Annotated in this window: 20 protein-coding genes and 1 tRNA gene; 13 read left to right on the top strand and 8 right to left on the bottom strand. The window is 53.1% G+C overall.

Annotated features, from left to right (window positions below):
- Positions 1-22 precede the first annotated feature (22 nt).
- The 3 genes from QNN88_RS04550 to QNN88_RS04540 form a co-directional block, all read right to left on the bottom strand.
- Positions 23-901, bottom strand: coding sequence for a nucleoside deaminase (locus QNN88_RS04550; protein WP_414239140.1), 879 nt, complete (start codon positions 899-901; stop codon positions 23-25).
- Between the two features lie 271 nt (positions 902-1,172).
- A tRNA-Arg gene (locus QNN88_RS04545) sits at positions 1,173-1,247 on the bottom strand.
- A gap of 76 nt (positions 1,248-1,323) precedes the next feature.
- Entirely contained in the window at positions 1,324-2,265 is a 942-nt protein-coding gene (locus QNN88_RS04540) for a formate/nitrite transporter family protein (protein ID WP_414239353.1), read from the bottom strand.
- Between the two features lie 291 nt (positions 2,266-2,556).
- Between QNN88_RS04540 and mlaA the strand changes: the two genes are divergently transcribed.
- Complete coding sequence (mlaA, locus tag QNN88_RS04535; RefSeq protein ID WP_414239139.1) at positions 2,557-3,312, top strand: phospholipid-binding lipoprotein MlaA; 756 nt, start codon at positions 2,557-2,559, stop codon at positions 3,310-3,312.
- Positions 3,313-3,377: 65 nt separating this feature from the next.
- Here mlaA and fadL read toward each other — a convergent pair whose 3' ends face one another.
- Positions 3,378-4,718, bottom strand: coding sequence for a long-chain fatty acid transporter FadL (fadL, locus tag QNN88_RS04530; RefSeq protein WP_414239138.1), 1,341 nt, complete (start codon positions 4,716-4,718; stop codon positions 3,378-3,380).
- Between the two features lie 373 nt (positions 4,719-5,091).
- Between fadL and QNN88_RS04525 the strand changes: the two genes are divergently transcribed.
- The 4 genes from QNN88_RS04525 (at position 5,092) to sixA (ending at position 9,703) form a co-directional block, all read left to right on the top strand.
- A complete protein-coding gene (locus tag QNN88_RS04525) occupies positions 5,092-5,376 on the top strand; it encodes a YfcZ/YiiS family protein (RefSeq protein WP_042317736.1) in 285 nt (94 codons plus the stop codon).
- A gap of 180 nt (positions 5,377-5,556) precedes the next feature.
- Positions 5,557-6,867 carry an acetyl-CoA C-acyltransferase FadI gene (fadI, locus tag QNN88_RS04520; protein ID WP_414239137.1) on the top strand — a complete coding sequence of 437 codons (1,311 nt, stop codon included), beginning with the start codon at positions 5,557-5,559 and terminating at the stop codon, positions 6,865-6,867.
- The gene (fadJ, locus tag QNN88_RS04515) at positions 6,867-9,026 is read left to right on the top strand and encodes a fatty acid oxidation complex subunit alpha FadJ (protein WP_414239136.1); all 2,160 of its coding nucleotides are present in this window, start codon (positions 6,867-6,869) and stop codon (positions 9,024-9,026) included. Before fadI ends, fadJ begins: the two co-directional genes overlap by 1 nt.
- Before the next feature lie 191 nt (positions 9,027-9,217).
- On the top strand, positions 9,218-9,703 hold the full coding sequence (gene sixA / locus QNN88_RS04510; RefSeq protein ID WP_130098109.1) for a phosphohistidine phosphatase SixA: 486 nt from the start codon (positions 9,218-9,220) through the stop codon (positions 9,701-9,703).
- A 221-nt stretch (positions 9,704-9,924) separates the two neighbouring features.
- Here sixA and smrB read toward each other — a convergent pair whose 3' ends face one another.
- The gene (gene smrB / locus QNN88_RS04505; protein WP_042999963.1) at positions 9,925-10,476 is read right to left on the bottom strand and encodes an endonuclease SmrB; all 552 of its coding nucleotides are present in this window, start codon (positions 10,474-10,476) and stop codon (positions 9,925-9,927) included.
- 168 nt (positions 10,477-10,644) lie between these two features.
- Between smrB and prmB the strand changes: the two genes are divergently transcribed.
- Genes prmB through QNN88_RS04475 form a run of 6 tightly spaced genes read left to right on the top strand, consistent with a single transcriptional unit; the run spans position 10,645 to position 15,181 of the window.
- Positions 10,645-11,577, top strand: coding sequence for a 50S ribosomal protein L3 N(5)-glutamine methyltransferase (gene prmB / locus QNN88_RS04500; RefSeq protein WP_414239135.1), 933 nt, complete (start codon positions 10,645-10,647; stop codon positions 11,575-11,577).
- 26 nt (positions 11,578-11,603) lie between these two features.
- Positions 11,604-12,689, top strand: coding sequence for a chorismate synthase (aroC, locus tag QNN88_RS04495; protein ID WP_414239134.1), 1,086 nt, complete (start codon positions 11,604-11,606; stop codon positions 12,687-12,689).
- 3 nt (positions 12,690-12,692) lie between these two features.
- Positions 12,693-13,517 carry a penicillin-insensitive murein endopeptidase gene (gene mepA, locus QNN88_RS04490; protein WP_414239133.1) on the top strand — a complete coding sequence of 275 codons (825 nt, stop codon included), beginning with the start codon at positions 12,693-12,695 and terminating at the stop codon, positions 13,515-13,517.
- Positions 13,517-14,326 (top strand): sulfite exporter TauE/SafE family protein, encoded by an 810-nt coding sequence (locus QNN88_RS04485; protein ID WP_414239132.1) that lies wholly within the window; start codon positions 13,517-13,519, stop codon positions 14,324-14,326. The genes mepA and QNN88_RS04485 overlap by 1 nt, the downstream gene beginning before the upstream one ends.
- Entirely contained in the window at positions 14,326-14,874 is a 549-nt protein-coding gene (locus tag QNN88_RS04480; protein ID WP_414239131.1) for an elongation factor P hydroxylase, read from the top strand. Before QNN88_RS04485 ends, QNN88_RS04480 begins: the two co-directional genes overlap by 1 nt.
- Positions 14,875-14,905: 31 nt before the next feature.
- Entirely contained in the window at positions 14,906-15,181 is a 276-nt protein-coding gene (locus QNN88_RS04475) for a YfcL family protein (protein WP_414239130.1), read from the top strand.
- Positions 15,182-15,229: 48 nt separating this feature from the next.
- On the opposite strand, the gene mnmC is transcribed toward QNN88_RS04475, so the two are convergent.
- Positions 15,230-17,242 (bottom strand): bifunctional tRNA (5-methylaminomethyl-2-thiouridine)(34)-methyltransferase MnmD/FAD-dependent 5-carboxymethylaminomethyl-2-thiouridine(34) oxidoreductase MnmC, encoded by a 2,013-nt coding sequence (gene mnmC, locus QNN88_RS04470; RefSeq protein ID WP_414239129.1) that lies wholly within the window; start codon positions 17,240-17,242, stop codon positions 15,230-15,232.
- Positions 17,243-17,400: 158 nt separating this feature from the next.
- On the opposite strand from mnmC, the gene fabB reads away from it, so the two are divergent.
- Complete coding sequence (fabB, locus tag QNN88_RS04465) at positions 17,401-18,612, top strand: beta-ketoacyl-ACP synthase I (protein WP_414239128.1); 1,212 nt, start codon at positions 17,401-17,403, stop codon at positions 18,610-18,612.
- Between the two features lie 45 nt (positions 18,613-18,657).
- Here the strand turns inward: fabB and QNN88_RS04460 are convergent, their stop codons facing one another.
- Entirely contained in the window at positions 18,658-19,188 is a 531-nt protein-coding gene (locus QNN88_RS04460; RefSeq protein WP_414239352.1) for a YbjP/YqhG family protein, read from the bottom strand.
- Positions 19,189-19,415: 227 nt separating this feature from the next.
- A complete protein-coding gene (locus tag QNN88_RS04455) occupies positions 19,416-19,619 on the bottom strand; it encodes a helix-turn-helix domain-containing protein (protein WP_414239127.1) in 204 nt (67 codons plus the stop codon).
- Positions 19,620-19,790: 171 nt separating this feature from the next.
- On the opposite strand from QNN88_RS04455, the gene QNN88_RS04450 reads away from it, so the two are divergent.
- Positions 19,791-20,162 (top strand): hypothetical protein, encoded by a 372-nt coding sequence (locus QNN88_RS04450; protein WP_414239351.1) that lies wholly within the window; start codon positions 19,791-19,793, stop codon positions 20,160-20,162.
- Positions 20,163-20,170 lie beyond the last annotated feature (8 nt).

The raw sequence follows: 20,170 nt of genomic DNA, 5'->3' as shown, positions 1-20,170 counted from the left end.
ACACTATGGAACCACTTAACTATCAATCTTCAATTGAGATAAATTCTTCGCAAAAAGGCGTATAGGGGCGCAGACTGGCGTAATTTCGCGAGAAGCGAAGTCTGCGATCTATATTTTTGACCAGTCTGTTTGTGGAATCCTCATTAAGAAGTTTGCACACGTGCCGTGTGTCCAGACGTAATATTTTGCATGCTTCAAGCGTAGGGCAAAAATTCATGGAATGGAACGTAATCTGTTTTTCACTTTTCGCCACAACCGGCATCTCCTCCTCCGCGGCGTGAAATCGGGTTACCAGCAAATGGTGGGCCGCCTCTAACAGAGTGCATTGTTCAGTATGCAGTATCGCGCCATTTTCACTGTACCAGGCCGTTCGACGGGCAATCGAATCCGCATTCAGCGCCCTGAGATCGTCATCGGTCGCGGCGCGAAGATTGTTGATTTCATGTCGAACATCCGCGCGATAGAGAATTGAACATTCCCGCTGCAGAACACCTTTATGCACGGTAATATCCATTCCTGCTTTATCAAAAGCCTCGGTACAGAGGAATAAAATACGCCTGCGTCCCTGAGCCAGCGCATCCTGAATCGAGTAGCCATAGGCTATTTCTTTGATACCAGACCAGGCAATGGCAAAAGCACACATCGGGCAGGGTTCACTGGTCGAGAGAAGAATACAACCGGATAAATCTTTGCCGATCTTTTTTCCAGCGAGTTTAATAGCGTTAATTTCCGCGTGCGATGTTGGGTCTGATTCTGTTTCCTCACCATCATGCGCGGCGGCAATAATTTCACCCTCTTTGATGATGACCGCGCCAAATCCTTTATTTCCTTCGCGCAGACTTTCTTCAGCCTCATAAATAGCATGACGCATATAATATTCAAGTTGAATAATATCATCCATAAGTTGTTTATTCCGTGGCGTGTTTTGATGAATTATTACACCCGCTTTATAATAATGGCAAGGAACAAGAATATATCTCGAAGTCGTCTAAAGAAATTTTTATTCAGGCAAGTATTCGTTAATGGTTATTTATCTGAAAAGGACATTCCCGCATACATAAAACAGCCGTTCGCCAGTGCGATACCAGGGATGAGAACAACAGGATTCTCTGAATGGAACAACAGATTTGCAAAAGTCTGCCATCGTCAATACACGGCGGGAACGACTGAAATGGTGTCCCCTGCAGGAATCGAACCTGCAACTAGCCCTTAGGAGGGGCTCGTTATATCCATTTAACTAAGGGGACGAAGCGGCGCTCAGTATACCGGTTTTTGTGTGTCCCGGTAAGTGAGCGGCCGCCTGACTGTTCAAACCGTCGCCATTCAGGCCTGTTTTTCCTCTTTTTTTTGCTTGTTGTCTCTTTTTTGCGCTGCGACTCTGGCTTCTTCTTTACGTTTGTTGCTCATATCGTTGCGGATTTGCGCATGGCTCATCAGAGCGAAGATAAAGGTGCCGCCACAAATGTTTCCGGCTAGCGTCGGTAAGGCAAACGGCCAGAAGAAGTCGCTCCAGTGCAGCGTACCGTTAAATACCAGATAGAGAATTTCGACCGACCCGACCACAATGTGGGTGGTATCGCCCAGTGCGATCAGCCACGTCATCAGAATGATGACTACGATCTTCGCCGCCCCAGCGGCCGGAAACATCCAGACCATAGTGGCAATCAGCCAGCCGGAAATAATGGCGTTAGCAAACATCTCCGTGGGGCTGTTTTTCATCACATCCATACCGATTTTCACGAACGCATCACGGGTCTCTTCATTAAAGATAGGCATGTATTCAAATGCCCAGGCCGCGATGCCGGTACCCAGCACGTTCCCCAGTAGCACAACGCCCCACAGGCGCATCAGTAGACCGAAATTACCGGGGGTTGGGTTTTGCATGACGGGCAGAACGGCGGTGACGGTATTTTCGGTAAACAACTGCTGGCGTGCCATAATGACGATGATAAAGCCAAAGGTATAGCCGAGATTCTCCAGCAAGAAACTGCCAGGAACTCCCTCCAGTTCGACGTGAAAGATCCCTTTTGCCAGCAGCGAGGCACCCATTGAAAGCCCGGCAGCAATAGCGGACCACAGCAGCGCCATCGCATCCCGCTCCAGCTCTTTTTCCCCGTCCTGACGGATATGTTCGTGAATCGCCATCGCCCGTGAGGGGAGACGATCTTCATCCAGTTCTATTTTCTTCCCACTCTGTTTTTCATCACTTTCGACGGCAAGCTCGTCGCTATGCTCATCTATCTTGTCGTTTTCATGATCGACCATCATTCATCTCCGGTATGCACACTAACAAGATAAAGCGTAGCGGCTTTTAGCCAGACCCCCGTGAGGACATACTCTGAAAACGCAAAAATGGTAACGTTTGTTTTTATGTATCCCGCTAGAATAGAAGTGCGACGATGCTGATGTGACCAGGCTATGATCACAGCAGCGTGTTCGGTGATATAGACATCGTTTGACGTACTGTTACAATCGCTCACACCTTTACAGGCGGATACGGTAGTGTTCCGTCATGGATGGCAATCAGCGATAGCCATAATTAACAGGGAGACATTTATGAAGCTTCGCCTGTCGGCGCTTGCGCTGGGAACCACACTGCTGGTGGGGTGTGCAAGTTCCGGCACAGAACAGCAGGGGCGTTCAGACCCGTTTGAAGGGTTCAACCGCACCATGTACAACTTCAACTTTAATGTGTTGGATCCGTATATCGTTCGACCGGTGGCCGTCGCCTGGCGTGATTATGTTCCGCAGCCTGCCCGTAATGGTCTGAGCAACTTCACCGGCAACCTGGAAGAACCGGCGGTGATGGTGAACTATTTCCTGCAGGGCGATCCGTATCAGGGGATGGTGCATTTCACCCGTTTCTTCCTTAATACGATCCTGGGGATGGGCGGCTTTATTGATGTCGCTGGCATGGCGAACCCGAAACTGCAACGTGTTGAGCCGCATCGTTTCGGCAGTACCTTAGGTCACTATGGCGTCGGCTATGGTCCTTACGTGCAGTTACCGTTTTACGGGAGTTGGACAATCCGTGATGATGGCGGCGATATGGCGGATACGCTCTATCCGGTACTCTCCTGGCTGACCTGGCCGATGTCTATTGGTAAATGGACGATTGAAGGGATTGAAACCCGCGCCCAGTTGCTGGATTCCGATGGTCTGCTGCGTCAGTCCTCCGATCCGTATATTTTGGTTCGTGAAGCATACTTCCAGCGCCATGACTTTATCGCCAATGGCGGGAAGCTCAAGCCGCAGGAAAACCCGAACGCGCAGGCGATTCAGGACGAACTGAAAGAGATCGATTCCGAGTAAGCCAGATTGAGCAAATAAAAAGGTGAGCTAAAAAGCTCACCTTTTTTACATCTGCCTGCAAGAAATCAGAATGCGTAGTTGAAGTTGGTACCGAACAGCCAGGCTTTACCTTCAGACTCGAACTGGTACGGACCTTCGTTAATCTTAACGCTCTGGCCGTGCATGTAAGAGACGCCAACGTCCACAGACGCATCTTTATTGAAGGCGTAAGTGGTCCCCGCGCTCAGCCAGAAACGGTCCTGATCCGGAATCGAGATAGAACGGTTTTGTGACGGAACCGGGCTATCATCGAAGGCGATACCGGTACGGAACGTCCAGTTATCATCATAATAATAGGTCGTCCCCAGCGCGATGCGGTAGGCGTCTTTAAAGCCTTCATCTTTCTGGAACAGTGTCTCACCGCCGGTGGATTTCGCTTTCAGCTCCTGGAACTGACTCCAGCTGGTATAAGCCAGGCTGTAGTGGATTGCCCATTGCGGCGCCACGCGGTTGTAACCGGACACTTCCCACATTTCTGGCAAGTTCAGCGTCAGATAACCTGACTGAGTCGCGCCGCCGGTAGCGGTCGGAATACCCAGGTTGTAGTTGTTGATCGCTGGCGGCAGATCGCTGCTGTAGTTACCTTTAAAGTCAATTTTGACTTCAGAACGGTAGGTCAACGCATAGCGATTGTTCTTATCCAGTTCATACAGGATCCCGGCGTTCCAGCCAAAGCCCCATTGGTTACCGTTCAGGTGGGCAATTTTTGTATTGCCTGGGATGCCATTGGCGGTGGCTGCCAGTTGCTGACCCTGCGGCGTTTGTCCGGCAGGAGACTGCATGACCTGGCCTGCGACCAGTTGACCCAGGTCGCCGGCGAAGCGTTCGATTTTCGCACGTGCATAAACGGCGTTCAGACCCAGACCGAAGCTCCATGCGTCATCTAAGCGATAGGCGCCGCTTAAGTTAAGGTTCATGGTTTCGAGGTCGGTGGTACCGCCAACAGAACCGCCCGCGTAGGTATCGTTAAACTCCGTCGCCAGACCGTAGTTGGAGGTAATGGATGCTCCCCAACCGAACTGATCGTTAATGGGCGCAACAAAGTGCGCGTTGGGCACCCATGCCGTTGGCGCGATGTTATCGGCATCAAGGCTACGGCCAGACGGCGAGCGTCCGCTGATGTTGACGTCCGGATCGATATAGACCGCACCCGCAGAAAACGTCGGGCGATCGAACATCGTGATCAGCGCTGGGTTACGGCTGACGTTACCTGCATCGTCTGCGATAGCGCCTTCACCCGAATAGGCCCGGCCGAGGCCAGAGGAAGAAAATTCGTTTAACTGAAAGCCTGCAGACCAGGCCTGGGTGGAGATAATTGCCACTGCGACTGCGAGAGCAGACTTTGTTAACAGGGTTTTCTGGCTCATGACCATAACCTCAATTGATTTATTTTTATACAAACTATGTTACATGCTGTAACAGGAGCGCGAAGTGTAGGGTCTGCGGTACGACTTAGAAATCAGACCAGTGGCGTGAGTATAGGTCTGACCAGCTGAGATGTTGCAAGTATGTTTATAACTTTTTTCAATTGTGATCTTAAAAACGCGATCCAGCTGGCAAAATTGCCAGGTTGCGCACTCATCCTTTTGGGTGAAATTTGTTTTAGATCATTTTTAAGTGTGATTTCGGTCACTTATCTCATTTCGTTCAATTAACAACTGGAGAGGTGATAGGGGGGAGCGTAAAATATCCTCATCGTTTATCTGGCACCCTGAGTGCAAAATACAGAGGAAATCTACAATGAGTAAATGCAGTGCTGATGAAACCCCGGTTTGCTGCTGTATGGATGTTGGTACCATCATGGACAACTCCGATTGCACCGCATCATACAGCCGTGTGTTCGCTAACCGCGCAGAGGCTGAAGAAACGCTGGCCGCGCTGACCGAAAAAGCCCGTAGCGTCGAATCTGAGCCGTGCAAAATCACCTCAACTTTCACTGAAGAGTCTGACGGTGTGCGTCTGGATATCGATTTTGTCTTCGCCTGCGAAGCCGAAACCCTGATCTTCCAGTTGGGTCTGCGTTAATCCCACCTCGTTTTATTAATGCCCCGGTGAGTTTTCCCCGGGGCATTTTCATTTCAGACAGTGATTATTCACTGTGTCATAGCTCTCACTTTCTTTGCGCTCCGCTTGGCTAAATGTAAAAAATTGGTTAAGACTATGATCAGGTCAGACCACTTATTTTATTTTTTACAGGGGAGTGTTATGAGTCAGGCTTTACCGCTGGTCACCCGGCAGGGCGATCGCATCGCCATTGTGAGCGGATTACGTACGCCTTTTGCCCGTCAGGCAACGGCTTATCATGGCATTCCCGCCGTCGATCTCGGCAAAATGGTGGTGGGGGAACTGCTTGCGCGTAGCGAAATCCCTGCCGACGTCATCGAACAACTGGTTTTCGGTCAGGTCGTACAGATGCCGGAAGCGCCAAACATTGCGCGTGAAATTGTGCTCGGGACCGGCATGAACGTGCATACCGATGCTTATAGCGTCAGTCGCGCCTGTGCGACCAGTTTTCAGGCGGTCGCCAACGTTGCAGAAAGCCTGATGGCCGGCACCATTCGTGCAGGTATCGCCGGTGGGGCTGACTCGTCTTCGGTGCTGCCCATTGGCGTCAGCAAAAAACTGGCGCGGGTGCTGGTCGATGTCAACAAAGCCCGCACGATGGGGCAGCGTCTGAAACTCTTTTCTCGTCTGCGCTTGCGCGATCTGCTGCCCGTCCCGCCTGCTGTAGCGGAATACTCCACTGGCCTGCGAATGGGCGATACCGCCGAGCAGATGGCGAAAACCTATGGCATTACCCGTGAACAACAGGACGCCCTGGCGCATCGCTCCCACCAACGGGCCGCCCTGGCGTGGGCAGAGGGAAAACTGGCCGATGAAGTGATGACCACGTACACGCCGCCTTTTAAAGAGCCCCTGTCTGAAGATAACAATATTCGCGGCAACTCTACGCTGGCAGATTACGCCAGACTGCGTCCGGCATTTGACCGCAAACATGGCAGCGTTACGGCGGCCAACAGTACACCGCTGACCGACGGCGCGGCGGCGGTCATTTTGATGACGGAATCCCGTGCCAAAGAGTTAGGGCTGGTTCCGCTTGGCTATCTACGCAGCTATGCCTTTACCGCCATTGATGTCTGGCAGGATATGCTGTTGGGGCCGGCCTGGTCCACGCCGCTGGCGCTGGAACGTGCAGGATTAACGATGGCCGATCTGACGCTTTTCGATATGCACGAAGCCTTTGCCGCGCAGACGCTGGCCAATCTTCAGCTACTCGGCAGCGAGCGCTTTGCCCGTGACGTGCTTGGCCGAAGCCATGCCACCGGCGAAGTGGATGACAGCAAATTTAACGTACTTGGCGGTTCGATTGCCTTTGGACATCCCTTTGCCGCGACGGGTGCGAGGATGATCACGCAAACCCTGCACGAATTACGTCGTCGTGGCGGCGGTTTTGGCCTGGTCACCGCCTGTGCTGCAGGCGGACTGGGCGCGGCAATGGTTCTGGAGGCGGAATAATGGAAATGGCATCGGCTTTTACGCTTAACGTGCGCCCGGACAATGTCGCGGTTATCTCTGTGGACGTTCCGGGAGAGAAAATGAATACCCTGAAGGCGGAGTTTGCCTCGCAGGTACGGGTTATTCTTAAACAGATCCGTGAAAACAAGGCGATTCGCGGCGTCGTCATCATTTCCGCAAAAGCGGACAATTTCATTGCCGGGGCAGATATCAATATGATTGGCCGCTGCAAAAGTGCCCAGGAAGCAGAAACGCTGGCGCGACAGGGGCAGCAACTGATGGCCGAAATCAATGTGCTGCCGATCCCGGTGGTGGCCGCCATTCACGGTGCTTGTCTGGGGGGCGGCCTTGAACTGGCGCTGGCCTGCCATGCACGGGTTTGTACAGATGATGCGAAAACGGTACTCGGTTTACCGGAAGTGCAACTGGGGCTGTTGCCGGGTTCGGGCGGCACCCAACGTTTACCACGGTTAGTGGGAATCAGCACGGCGCTGGATATGATCCTCACCGGCAAGCAACTTCGCGCGAAGCAGGCGCTGAAAGCGGGACTGGTGGATGAGGTGGTCCCGCAGACGATCCTGCTGGACGCCGCCGTGGAATGGGCGAAAAAAGAACGCCCCGGTCATCGCCCCCTTCCGGTTCGTGAACGAATTCTGGCGGGGCCGCTCGGGCGGGCGTTGCTTTTCCGCATGGTGAACAAGAAAACAGAACAGAAAACCCAGGGAAATTACCCGGCGACAGAACGTATTTTACAGGTGATTGAAACCGGGCTGGCGCAGGGTAGTAGCAGCGGATACGACGCGGAAGCGAACGCGTTTGGCGAGCTGGCGATGACGCCGCAATCACAAGCGTTACGTCATATCTTTTTTGCCAGTACGGAGGTGAAAAAGGACCCAGGCAGCGAGGTTCCGCCAGGGCCGCTTAACAGCGTCGGCGTTTTAGGCGGTGGGCTGATGGGCGGCGGTATTGCTTACGTCACAGCCTGTAAAGGTGGCTTGCCAGTTCGCATCAAAGACATTAACTCCAAAGGAATCAACCACGCGCTGAAATACAGCTGGGAACAGCTTGAAACGAAGGTGCGTCGCCGGCATATCAAAGCCAGTGAACGTGACAAACAGCTGGCGCTGATTTCGGGTTCGGTCGACTATCGCGGCTTTTCCCATCGCGACCTGGTAATTGAAGCGGTATTTGAAGATCTGTCGTTAAAACAACAGATGGTGGCCGAAGTTGAGCAGAATTGTGCATCTCACACTATTTTTGCCTCCAATACGTCATCTTTACCGATTAGCGACATTGCGGCCAAAGCGGCCAGACCCCAGCAGGTGATTGGTCTGCACTTCTTTAGCCCGGTTGAAAAAATGCCGCTGGTGGAGGTGATTCCGCATGCCACGACGTCGGAACAAACCATCGCCACCACGGTTAAGCTGGCGAAAAAACAGGGCAAAACGCCAATTGTGGTGCGCGATAAGGCCGGGTTCTATGTAAACCGTATTCTTGCGCCGTATATCAATGAAGCGATTCGCCTGCTGACAGAAGGTGAGCGGGTCGAGCAGATCGACAACGCACTGGTAAAGTTTGGTTTTCCGGTCGGGCCAATCCAACTTTTGGATGAGGTCGGAATCGACACAGGCACTAAAATTATACCAATACTGGAAGCCGCTTATGGCGAGCGTTTTAGCGCCCCTGCAAATGTTGTTTCATCAATTTTGAATGATGATCGCAAAGGCAGAAAAAATGGTCGGGGTTTCTATCTTTATGGGGCGAAAGGGCGTAAAAGCAAAAAACAGGTCGACCCTGCAATTTATACGCTTATAGGCGTTCAGGGGCAGAGCCGGCTCTCCGCTTCGCAGATTGCGGAACGTTGCGTCATGTTAATGCTCAATGAGGCGGCGCGCTGCTTCGATGAGCAGGTGATTCGTAGCGTGCGCGATGGCGACATCGGCGCGGTGTTTGGTATTGGTTTTCCTCCGTTTCTCGGTGGCCCGTTCCGTTATATGGATTCTCTCGGGGCGGGTGAAGTGGTTGCGGTATTGCAACGTCTGGCTTCGCTGTATGGTCCACGGTTTACGCCGTGCGATGCGTTGTTACAGATGGCGGAGCGGGGTGAAAGTTTCTGGAAAACAGATGCAACTGACCTGAATTCGCAAGGTCAAATGTAAGGTAAATCCGTACTGAATGGCTGTGAGTTGGTTAAATTGTAAACACAGATTGACTATACTTACGCCATTGAGGTAAAACACAGCGTTTCATTCAGCGAACGGATAAGGCACAATGCCGGCCACTGCATTACAGCAACCCTGAGGGGTTTTGGCTGGGTGCGTGTGATTCTGGTTAACAAAAGCGGTGCAATATGCAAGTTTTTATCATGCGTCACGGCGACGCGGCCCTCGATGCCGCCAGTGATTCGGTTCGTCCCTTAACCCCCTGCGGTTGTGACGAATCCCGCCTTATGGCGAACTGGCTGAAAGGTCAAAAAGTGGATATCGAACGTGTTCTGGTGAGCCCGTTCCTGCGAGCCGAACAAACGTTGGATGTGGTAGGGGGATGCATGAACCTGCCAGGCGACGTGGATGTTTTGCCGGAGTTGACTCCCTGCGGCGATGTCGGTCTGGTCAGCGCCTATTTGCAGGCTCTGGCTAATGAAGGCGTAGCCACTGCGCTGGTAATCTCCCACCTTCCGTTAGTGGGTTACCTGGTGTCCGAGCTGTGCCCAGGAGAAACGCCGCCGATGTTTACCACCTCCGCAATTGCCAGTGTGACGCTGGATGAAAGCGGAAAAGGGGTGTTCAACTGGCAGATGAGCCCGTGTAACCTCAAAATGGCGAAAGCGATTTAACCGCTGTATTCCCTGTAATGAGCCGCTGATGCGGCTCTGCGGCTCTTAAGACAGCTGACAAAGAAGAAAAACGAGGTTTTTCCTTCTTTGTCGTTAACAACTGAAAATCAATAAATTGATTTTCCTGGTTTTTAATGAAGAGATCTCTGGTTGTCCGGGGTCGGAATAAGGTTTGTCACTACGCTAAAGAGCCGCTGATGCGGCTCTTGTTGTTTCTGCGCTCAGGGCAGTTCCGGCGGCGCCCACTCTTCCACTTCGATCAACACCAGTAGCGCAGCGTCGCCGCCATACTCTTTCGGTGCCTGATGGAAGGCCATGACGTGCGGATGTTGCGCCAGCCACAACGGCGTCTGTTGTTTCAGTACATGTTTGCCGTGACCGTGCATCACGCAGGCGCAAAAAACATGTTCCCGGCGGCAGGCGGCAATCAGCGCGCCCAGTTCCTGCTTTGCCTGAAGCTGCGTCAGACCGTGTAAATCGAGAAACAGCTCTGGAGAGTAATCGCCACGGCGCATTTTCTTCAGCTCGAAATGGCTGACGTCAGGACGGACATACTTGACCGGGCCTTCCGTATTCAGCAGCGGCTGGAACTCATCAGAGAAATAATGGCTGGCATCGGCCTGCTCCGAAAGCAGCCGCTTAACCGGCACCTCGGTTATCTTTTTACGCAGCGGGCGATGAACAATGGTGTCCTGTTTAATCTGACGGGTGCCGGTCATCAGCTGCCGGAACAGCGCCTGGTCCTCCTCGCTCAGCGATGTTTTCTTTTTCATTCTGCGGTCTCATCTTTTTTTATTGTCCGTTAGTTTACCCGACTCGATGCGGATGCGAATGCTCAAAACGCAATTTTCACCCGCAACCCCTGCGTGATTGCTGATTTATCGCCGTCTTCATGGCAAACTAGCCGCCGAAATTAATGCGGGCGTGCCCTGGAGGAACAGGTGGATAAAATTTTCGTTGATGAAGCAGTGAGTGATCTGCATACCATTCAGGACATGTTGCGCTGGGCGGTTAGCCGTTTTAGTGCGGCGAATATCTGGTACGGTCACGGTACGGATAACCCGTGGGATGAAGCCGTGCAACTGGTTCTGCCTTCGCTGTATCTGCCGCTCGATATTCCGGAAGATATGCGTACCGCGCGTCTGACTTCCAGCGAACGCCACCGTATTGTTGAGCGCGTGATCCGCCGCGTGAACGAACGTATTCCGGTGGCTTATCTGACCAACAAAGCCTGGTTCTGCGGTCATGAATTTTATGTTGATGAACGCGTGCTGGTGCCGCGCTCTCCGATCGGTGAACTTATCAACAACCGCTTTGCGGGTCTGGTCAATGAGCCGCCTCAGCTTATCCTTGATATGTGTACCGGTAGCGGCTGTATTGCGATTGCCTGCGCCTATGCCTTCCCGGAAGCGGAAGTGGACGCGGTAGATATCTCAGCGGACGCGCTGGCCGTGACTGAACACAACATTGAAGAGCACGGTCTGATCCATCACGTCACGCCGATTCGCTCCGATTTGTTCCGGGACCTGCCGAAAGTTCAGTACGATCTGATCGTAACCAACCCGCCGTACGTTGATGCAGAAGATATGTCCGATCTGCCGAATGAATATCGTCATGAGCCGGAACTGGGTCTGGCGTCCGGCACTGACGGCCTGAAACTCACCCGCCGCATTCTGGGCAACGCGCCGGATTACCTGTCTGATAACGGCATTCTGATTTGTGAAGTCGGTAACAGCATGGTACATCTGATGGAACAATATCCGGATGTGCCGTTCACCTGGCTGGAATTCGACAATGGCGGCGATGGCGTCTTTATGCTGACCAAAGCCGAGTTGATTGCCGCCCGCGAGCACTTCAGCCTCTATAAAGATTAAATCACAACGACAACAACGAGACCGCAATGGCAGGAAATACAATTGGACAACTCTTTCGTGTAACCACCTTCGGCGAATCGCACGGGCTGGCGCTCGGTTGTATCGTCGACGGTGTACCGCCGGGCATTCCTCTGACGGAAGCTGACCTGCAGCACGATCTCGACAGACGTCGCCCTGGCACGTCGCGTTACACGACGCAGCGTCGCGAACCGGATCAGGTTAAAATCCTGTCCGGCGTGTTTGAAGGCGTCACGACGGGGACCAGCATTGGTCTGCTGATTGAAAACACCGATCAGCGTTCACAGGACTACAGCGCCATCAAGGACGTGTTTCGTCCGGGACATGCGGATTACACCTACGAGCAGAAATATGGCCTGCGCGATTATCGTGGCGGCGGACGTTCTTCCGCGCGGGAAACCGCGATGCGCGTGGCGGCAGGCGCCATTGCTAAAAAATATCTCGCTGAAAAATTGGGTGTAACCATCCAGGGTTGTCTGACCCAGATGGGCGACATTCCGCTGGCGATCAAAGACTGGTCGCAGGTTGAGCAAAATCCTTTCTTCTGCCCGGATCCGGATAAAATCGATGCGCTGGATGAACTGATGCGTGCGCTGAAAAAAGAGGGCGATTCTATCGGCGCGAAAGTGACCGTGGTCGCCAGCGGCGTGCCGGCAGGGCTGGGTGAACCCGTGTTTGACCGACTTGATGCCGATATCGCCCACGCGCTGATGAGCATCAATGCGGTGAAAGGCGTCGAAATTGGTGACGGGTTTGAGGTTGTAGCGCTACGCGGCAGTCAGAATCGTGATGAAATCACCAAAGACGGCTTTCAGAGCAATCACGCCGGCGGTATTCTGGGCGGGATCAGCAGCGGCCAGCAAATCGTGGCCCACATGGCGCTGAAACCGACGTCCAGTATTACCGTTCCGGGTCGCACTATTAACCGCTTTGGCGAAGAGGTGGAGATGATCACGAAAGGTCGTCACGATCCGTGCGTGGGGATCCGCGCCGTGCCGATCGCGGAAGCGATGCTGGCGATCGTGCTGATGGATCACCTGTTACGTCAACGGGCGCAAAATGCGGATGTCAAAACGGATATTCCACGCTGGTAAGAGATGAAAAAAACCGCAATAGCTTTGCTGGCGCTTCTTGCCAGCACGGCCAGCCTGGCGGCGACGCCGTGGCAGAAAATTACCCAGCCCGTGCCGGGCAGCGCGCAGTCAATTGGTGGCTTCTCGAACGGCTGCATAGTGGGAGCGGATACACTGCCCGTGCAGTCCGAGCACTATCAGGTGATGCGCACCGATCAGCGCCGCTATTTCGGTCATCCCGATCTGGTGATGTTTATTCAGCGGCTGAGTACGCAGGTGAGCAATCTAGGGCTGGGAACGGTGCTGATTGGCGATATGGGCATGCCTGCTGGTGGTCGATTTAACGGCGGACATGCCAGCCATCAGACCGGTCTGGATGTCGATATTTTCCTGCAGTTGCCAAAAACGCGCTGGACTCAGGCGCAACTGTTGCGTCCCCAGGCGCTGGATTTGGTCGCCCGTGATGGTAAACATGTCGTGCCAGCGCTGTGGAAACCGGAAATCTCCAGCCTGATTAAGCTGGCGGCGAAAGATAACGACGTCACGCGTATTTTTGTGAATCCTGCCATCAAACAACAGCTTTGCCTGGATGCCGGCACCGATCGCGACTGGTTACGTAAAGTGCGCCCCTGGTTCCAGCATCGTGCGCATATGCACGTACGATTACGCTGTCCTGCCGACAGCCTTGAGTGCGAAGATCAGCCGTTGCCTCCGCCGGGCGATGGCTGTGGCGCTGAGCTACAAAGTTGGTTTGAACCGCCAAAACCTGGAACAACAAAGCCTGAGAAGAAGACACCGCCTCCGTTGCCGCCTTCCTGCCAGGCGCTGCTGGATGAGCATGTACTCTAATGGATAATTTTGCAGACCTGTTTATGGTCTCTCCGCTGTTGTTGCTGGTGTTGTTTTTTGTGGCAATGCTGGCAGGATTTATCGACTCACTGGCGGGGGGAGGCGGTCTGTTGACCATCCCCGCGCTGATGGCTGCAGGGTTGTCTCCCGCGCAGGCGCTGGCGACCAATAAACTTCAGGCCTGTGGCGGTTCGATCTCTTCTTCAATTTATTTTATTCGCCGTAAAGTGGTGAACCTCGCCGACCAGAAACTCAATATCGCGATGACGTTTATCGGTTCGATGAGTGGCGCACTGCTGGTGCAGCATGTGCAGTCAAACGTGTTGCGACAGATCCTGCCTGTTCTGGTGATCTGCATTGGTCTCTACTTTTTGCTGATGCCGAAAGTGGGCGAGGAAGACAGACAGCGTCGCCTGTACGGTCTGCCGTTTGCCCTGGTGGCCGGTGGCTGCGTAGGTTTCTACGATGGTTTCTTTGGCCCGGCGGCAGGCTCTTTTTACGCGCTGTCGTTTGTCATGCTGTGCGGTTATAACCTCGCGAAATCGACCGCCCACGCTAAGGTGCTGAATGCCACTTCCAATATCGGCGGACTGCTGCTGTTCATCATCGGTGGGAAAGTCATTTGGGCTACCGGCTTTGTCATGCTGATTGGGCAATTTTTCGGGGCACGGATGGGTTCACGACTGGTACTGAGCAAAGGACAGAAGCTGATTCGGCCTATGATCGTCATTGTTTCGGCGGTGATGAGCATCAAACTTCTTTATGATAACCATGGACAGGAGATTCTCCACTGGCTGGGGATGAATTAATGAACAGTACGCACCGCTACGAACAGTTGATTGATATTTTTAACGGCTGCTTTGCCGAGGATTTTAATACCCGTCTGATTAAAGGTGACGACGAACCGATCTATCTTCCTGCTGATGCAGAGGTTCCGTATCACCGGATTGTTTTTGCGCACGGCTTTTACGCCAGCGCATTGCATGAGATTTCGCACTGGTGTATTGCCGGAAAAGCGCGCCGCGAGCTGGTTGATTTCGGCTACTGGTATTGTCCGGACGGTCGTGATGCGGCGACGCAAAGCCAGTTTGAAGATGTGGAAGTGAAACCGCAGGCGTTTGACTGGTTGTTCTGCGTGGCGGCGGGGTATCCGTTTAACGTCAGTTGCGACAACCTGGAAGGCGATTTTGAACCAGACCGCGTAGTGTTCCAGCGTCGGGTTCATGCGCAGGTGATGACGTATCTGGAGAAGGGCATTCCCGAACGTCCGGCGCGTTTCATCAAGGCACTACAGAATTATTATCACACGCCTGAACTTACGGCGGAACAGTTCCCGTGGCCAGAAGCACTCAACTGAAGCCAGCGCCACGTTACAATGAGGAAAGAAGATGATCGCGGAGTTTGAATCACGCATTCTGGCATTAATCGACGACATGGTAGAGCATGCAAGCGATGATGAGCTATTTGCCAGTGGGTATTTGCGTGGCCACCTGACATTAGCCGTTGCAGAACTGGAAGGAACGGATGACCATTCTGCTCAGGCCGTCTATACCAACGTCACCCGCAGCCTGGAAAATGCCATCGGTGCCGGTGAGTTGTCACCGCGCGATCAGGCGTTAGTCAAAGAGATGTGGGACGCGTTATTCCAGAAAGCAACGCACTAATCACGACACCGCCATCCGGCATGTTAACCTGCCGGATGGCTCGCCTGTTTATTCCATCAGCGTTTTAACTTCTTTCCCTTTCAACAACTTCCGCACCCATAAACGATTTGGATTTAATGCAGCCAGCGTGGCGGCATCCATCGGCACCGGTTCGTTACTCATTTGCGAGGCCAGAATTTCTGCGCACAAGGGAGTAGAACACAGCCCGCGGGAACCCAGCGCGCCCAGCATAAACAAATCGTCAAACACTGGCGCACTTGTAGCTCCCGGTTTGTTGTCGGCTAACCCGGCGTACTGCGTAAGCGTTGCGGCGTAATCCGGAACGTTTCCCACCATCGGCAAATGATCGCGGGTGGCACAGCGCACGCCGCAGCGAGCGTCTTTGCTGCTCACATCGACTTCTTTGGCCCATTCCGCCGCCGGGAAACAGTCAATCAGGCGCTGCCTGTTTTGCTGCTGATCGTCTTCCCGATACTGCGTCTTTTCGCTGCCGCGATGGTAGCTGGCGCCGATACAGTGCTGCTGGTTCGTCGGGTTCTGCGGCGTCAGATAACCGTCATAGCACAGCACCTGACGGATCCCGGAAAGCGCTGGCGTCGTCGGAATATGACTGACCTGGCCGGCGACAGCGTAGACGGGTAACGGCTGCATTTGTGCAAACTGGTTAATCTGATGACCGTTGGCCAGCACTACCACGGCATGTTCAGCGTGACTGCCGTGCGTAAAGCGCAGATCCCAGCCGGAGGCTGAACGGTTAAGTGTCGCCAGTGAGTGTTGATAGTGGCAACGCAATCCTTGCTTTTCCGCGAGTTTTAGCACGGCGGCAGTCAGTTGCGCCGGACACAGCCAACCGCCTTGCGGATAGGTTATGCCACCGCGCCCAGTTTCTACCCCGGTAAGTTTTTGCGCCTCTGCGACATCCACCGCGCTTGCTAGCGTGCGCGGCAAAGCCAGCGACAGCATTTGTTCGATCTTATGCTGGCTCTTTTCGTCATAGCCAAACTGCGTAACGCCGCACCAGTCATGATCAAATTCTACTGGCAGGGCGTCATACAGGCGACGGGCAAAGGTAAACGCCGCGGGGAAGAACACGGTGAGCGCCGTGTCGTGCTTGCTGAGCAGGGGATAAAGCGCTCCCTGACGGTTGCCGGATGCGCCCTGGGCGGGGGTGTCATCAGCACAATAGAGTGTCACCTGCCAGCCCCGGCGTAACAACGAAAGCGAAAGCAGCGCGCTGGCGATCCCGCCGCCAATCAGGGCGACTTCACGTTTTTCGCTTCCCTGACGAGCAAACCATGGCGTTGACGCTGGCAGGGCGAGAGTCTGTTCCATCACGCCACGCAGCATTTCGCGCTTGCGGCCAAAACCTTTGCATTTCTGCACCGTAAAACCGGCTTCCTGTAAACCGCGACGAACAAATCCGGCAGACGTAAAGGTTGCCAGCGTACCGCCAGGACGAGCCAGTCGCGCCATCGCGTTAAAGAGGGTGGGCGTCCACATGTCCGGGTTTTTGGCCGGGGCGAAGCCGTCGAGAAACCAGGCATCGACTTTTTGATTCAGGCTGTCGTCGAGTTTATCGGTGAGTTCATTAATATCGCCAAACCAGAGATCGAGCGTGACACGCCCTTCATCCAACAACAGACGCTGGCAACCCGCCAGCGGCAACGGCCACTGGGCCTGAAGTTGCCCGCTAAATTCAGCTAGCTCAGGCCAGTGCTGATGCGCCGCGGTGAGATCGTCACGGCTCAGCGGAAATTTTTCAAAACTGATGAAATGTAATCTTTGTAGCGTAGCCTCGGTCTGAGTGGCGCGAAATGCAGCGAACGCCTGCCAGAGCGTGAGAAAATTGAGGCCGGTGCCGAATCCGCTTTCCGCAACCACAAACAGCGGGTGAGAATGCTCTGCGAAGCGTTCTATGATCCGGTTTCCGCCGAGGAAGACATAGCGCGTCTCTTCCAGACCATTGTCGTTGGAAAAGTAGACGTCGTCAAAATCTCGGGAAACAGGTGTACCCTCAGCGTTGAATTCGAGGTTGGCGGGTTGTATAGCGTATTGTTTCACGTAAGTTACTCGTCTGACAGGCTGTGTCACGATCTTAGCGATGTGTGCCAGGCGGCGCAAATTTCAGTACAAATTGGCTGATCGGACTTGTTCGGCGTACAAGTGTACGCTATTGTGCCAATCGAAACTTATTATAGTGCGACTGACAGAGGTATTGAATGAAACGTGCAGTGATTACTGGCTTGGGCATTGTTTCCAGCATCGGTAATAACCAGCAGGAAGTCCTGGCATCTCTGCGTGAAGGACGTTCAGGCATCACTTTTTCTGAAGAGTTTAAAGATGCAGGAATGCGTAGCCACGTATGGGGTAACGTCAAACTGGACACCACTGGTTTGATCGACCGTAAAGTGGTGCGTTTCATGAACGATGCCTCTATTTATGCCTATCTCTCCATGCGTGAAGCCATCGCAGACGCTGGTCTGAGCGAAGAAGTTTATCAGAATAACCCACGCGTTGGCCTGATTGCGGGTTCCGGTGGCTCGTCGAAAGCGCAGGTATTCGGTGCTGATGCCATGCGTAGCCCGCGTGGCCTGAAAGCGGTTGGCCCGTATGTGGTCACCAAAGCGATGGGCTCTGCGGTTTCCGCCTGCCTCGCGACGCCGTTCAAAATTCACGGCGTAAACTACTCAATCAGCTCCGCGTGTGCCACCTCCGCACATTGTATCGGTAATGCGGTCGAGCAGATCCAACTGGGCAAACAGGACATCGTATTTGCTGGCGGCGGCGAAGAGCTGGGCTGGGAAATGGCCTGTGAGTTCGACGCAATGGGCGCGCTGTCTACCAAATATAACGACCAGCCTGCTAAAGCATCCCGTACCTATGACGCGCACCGCGATGGTTTTGTTATCGCAGGCGGCGGCGGTATGGTAGTGGTTGAAGAACTGGAACACGCGCTGGCGCGTGGCGCGCATATCTACGCAGAAATCGTGGGCTACGGCGCGACGTCTGATGGCGCGGATATGGTTGCTCCGTCTGGTGAAGGCGCTGTGCGCTGCATGCAGATGGCGATGCATGGCGTTGATACGCCAATTGACTACCTGAACTCCCACGGTACTTCAACGCCGGTGGGTGATGTGAAAGAGCTGGGGGCGATTCGCGAAGTATTTGGCGATAAGAGCCCGGCGATCTCCGCGACTAAAGCGATGACCGGTCACTCTCTGGGCGCAGCAGGTGTGCAGGAAGCGATCTACTCTCTGCTGATGCTGGAACACGGTTTTGTCGCGCCAAGCATCAACATCGAAGAGATGGACGAGCAGGCGGCAGGTCTGAACATCGTGACCGAAACTGTCGATCGCGAACTGACCACCGTCATGTCCAACAGCTTCGGTTTTGGTGGTACTAACGCCACGCTGGTAATGCGTAAACTGTAAGCGTAAGGCTGGTATTGATGTAAAAGGGAGCCAAATGGCTCCCTTTTACTTTTTAAGCGGTTCGTATTCTGGCGCAATTTCCGCAGACCACGCCCGGGCCTGGGCAATGGCCCCGGCGCTGTAAATGGGATGCTCAAAATGATTGCCGACATCCCTGACGCGATAGATTTTCCAGCGTTTTCCCTCCCGGCGCGTATAAACTTCCAGACGAATGGGGGGCTGGTCGTCAGGACCACCCAACTGGACGTCCACTTTTTCGCCACCGAGGAAGGGACGTGCTTGTCCAACCTGTAACTGTGGGATCCACTCAGGGGCATAATCCTGCACGTACATAAAGTAGTCTGAGTCGATAATTTCTTGCTCATAGAAGCTGTCAATCAACGTCAGACGATCGATAACCTCTTTAGCAACATAGCGTTGCATTAACTTGCTGGTATCGTGAGGCTTATCTGGCTCATCGATAAATGCCGCCATCCACGCGAGATAGAATTGTTTAACGTCTTTTGCACTCTCTTGAGAGGGGGTAGAACAACTGCAAAGCAGCAGGATGAGTGGCAACAATAAGAAGGTTTTCATCATTTTTTCCTGTAAAGGATATAGGTTGGTTTTGCTGCCCGATAACCGGGTCCTGCCTGTTTTATCCCAACTCATAATAACCTCTGTTAGTGGAACGCGTAAAAAACTACGAGAGGTATTAACAATATTTTCTTCGTCAGGCGTAACCTTTAGTGCTATTGGTATCTATAATGTGTGTCGCTAATTTATTTATTAATTTCTGCAAAGAATAAAACAAAAAGGAAATATTAGTTTTTATTATTCTCTGGCGATTCAGCAACTGAAACAGACGGCATATTGATATAACGGGTCGGCCAAATTACGTCTGGTGTGGTTTCCAGCGCGTCTGGTGATAAGCCTGCCGTGCGCGAAAGATCCTTGAGCGTAATACCTCTTTTTTCAAGTGCACTTTTAATATCTATACGATGCCAGTCCTGGCTTTTTTCTCTCATTCTGCAATCCTGCGCTGATGTGTTATCGGCACCGATATTTTTTACGGTTTTATATCTCTGTGGCAAAAGAAGGTGATTTTCTTTTGCCAGCTGAATATTGCCAGAATAATCCTGAAATTTCGCGCAAGAAAGAAAAGTTATTTTTATTTCACTGGGGAAAGGAACGAAATGATGTCTAAAGAATGGCTCACGATACAGGAATGTATTGGTCTGCCGGGTTTTCCCGGTAGCGTTCCCGCTGTTCGCAATCGGCTCAATATCCTGAATACGGGTCAAGAAGGCGTTAAGCGCAAACGCAGAAAATCGAAGGCATGGGAAGACCATATTTCGATTCTCCCCGTGTATGTGCGTCCTTATGTTGCAGACAGCGACCCGGCATCTGTGCGAAATGAAGCCTCAGCCTGGGAAGCGGAGCCGAAAGAGATTTGGGATATGATGTTCAGACTCCTGACGCCAGAACAGCTGCAGGTGACTTATCTGTTTGGCACGAAAGGGATTGGTGCGGTTCTTCCTTCGCTATTCGACAATAATTCCGGGTACTGAGCACACGG

This window comes from Citrobacter sp. ANG330 (genome assembly GCF_047467925.1).
Lineage (GTDB): Bacteria > Pseudomonadota > Gammaproteobacteria > Enterobacterales > Enterobacteriaceae > Citrobacter_A > Citrobacter_A amalonaticus_G.
The sequence above is the reverse complement of the archived record's forward strand: the minus strand, read 5'-3'. Positions and strand labels throughout refer to the sequence as shown.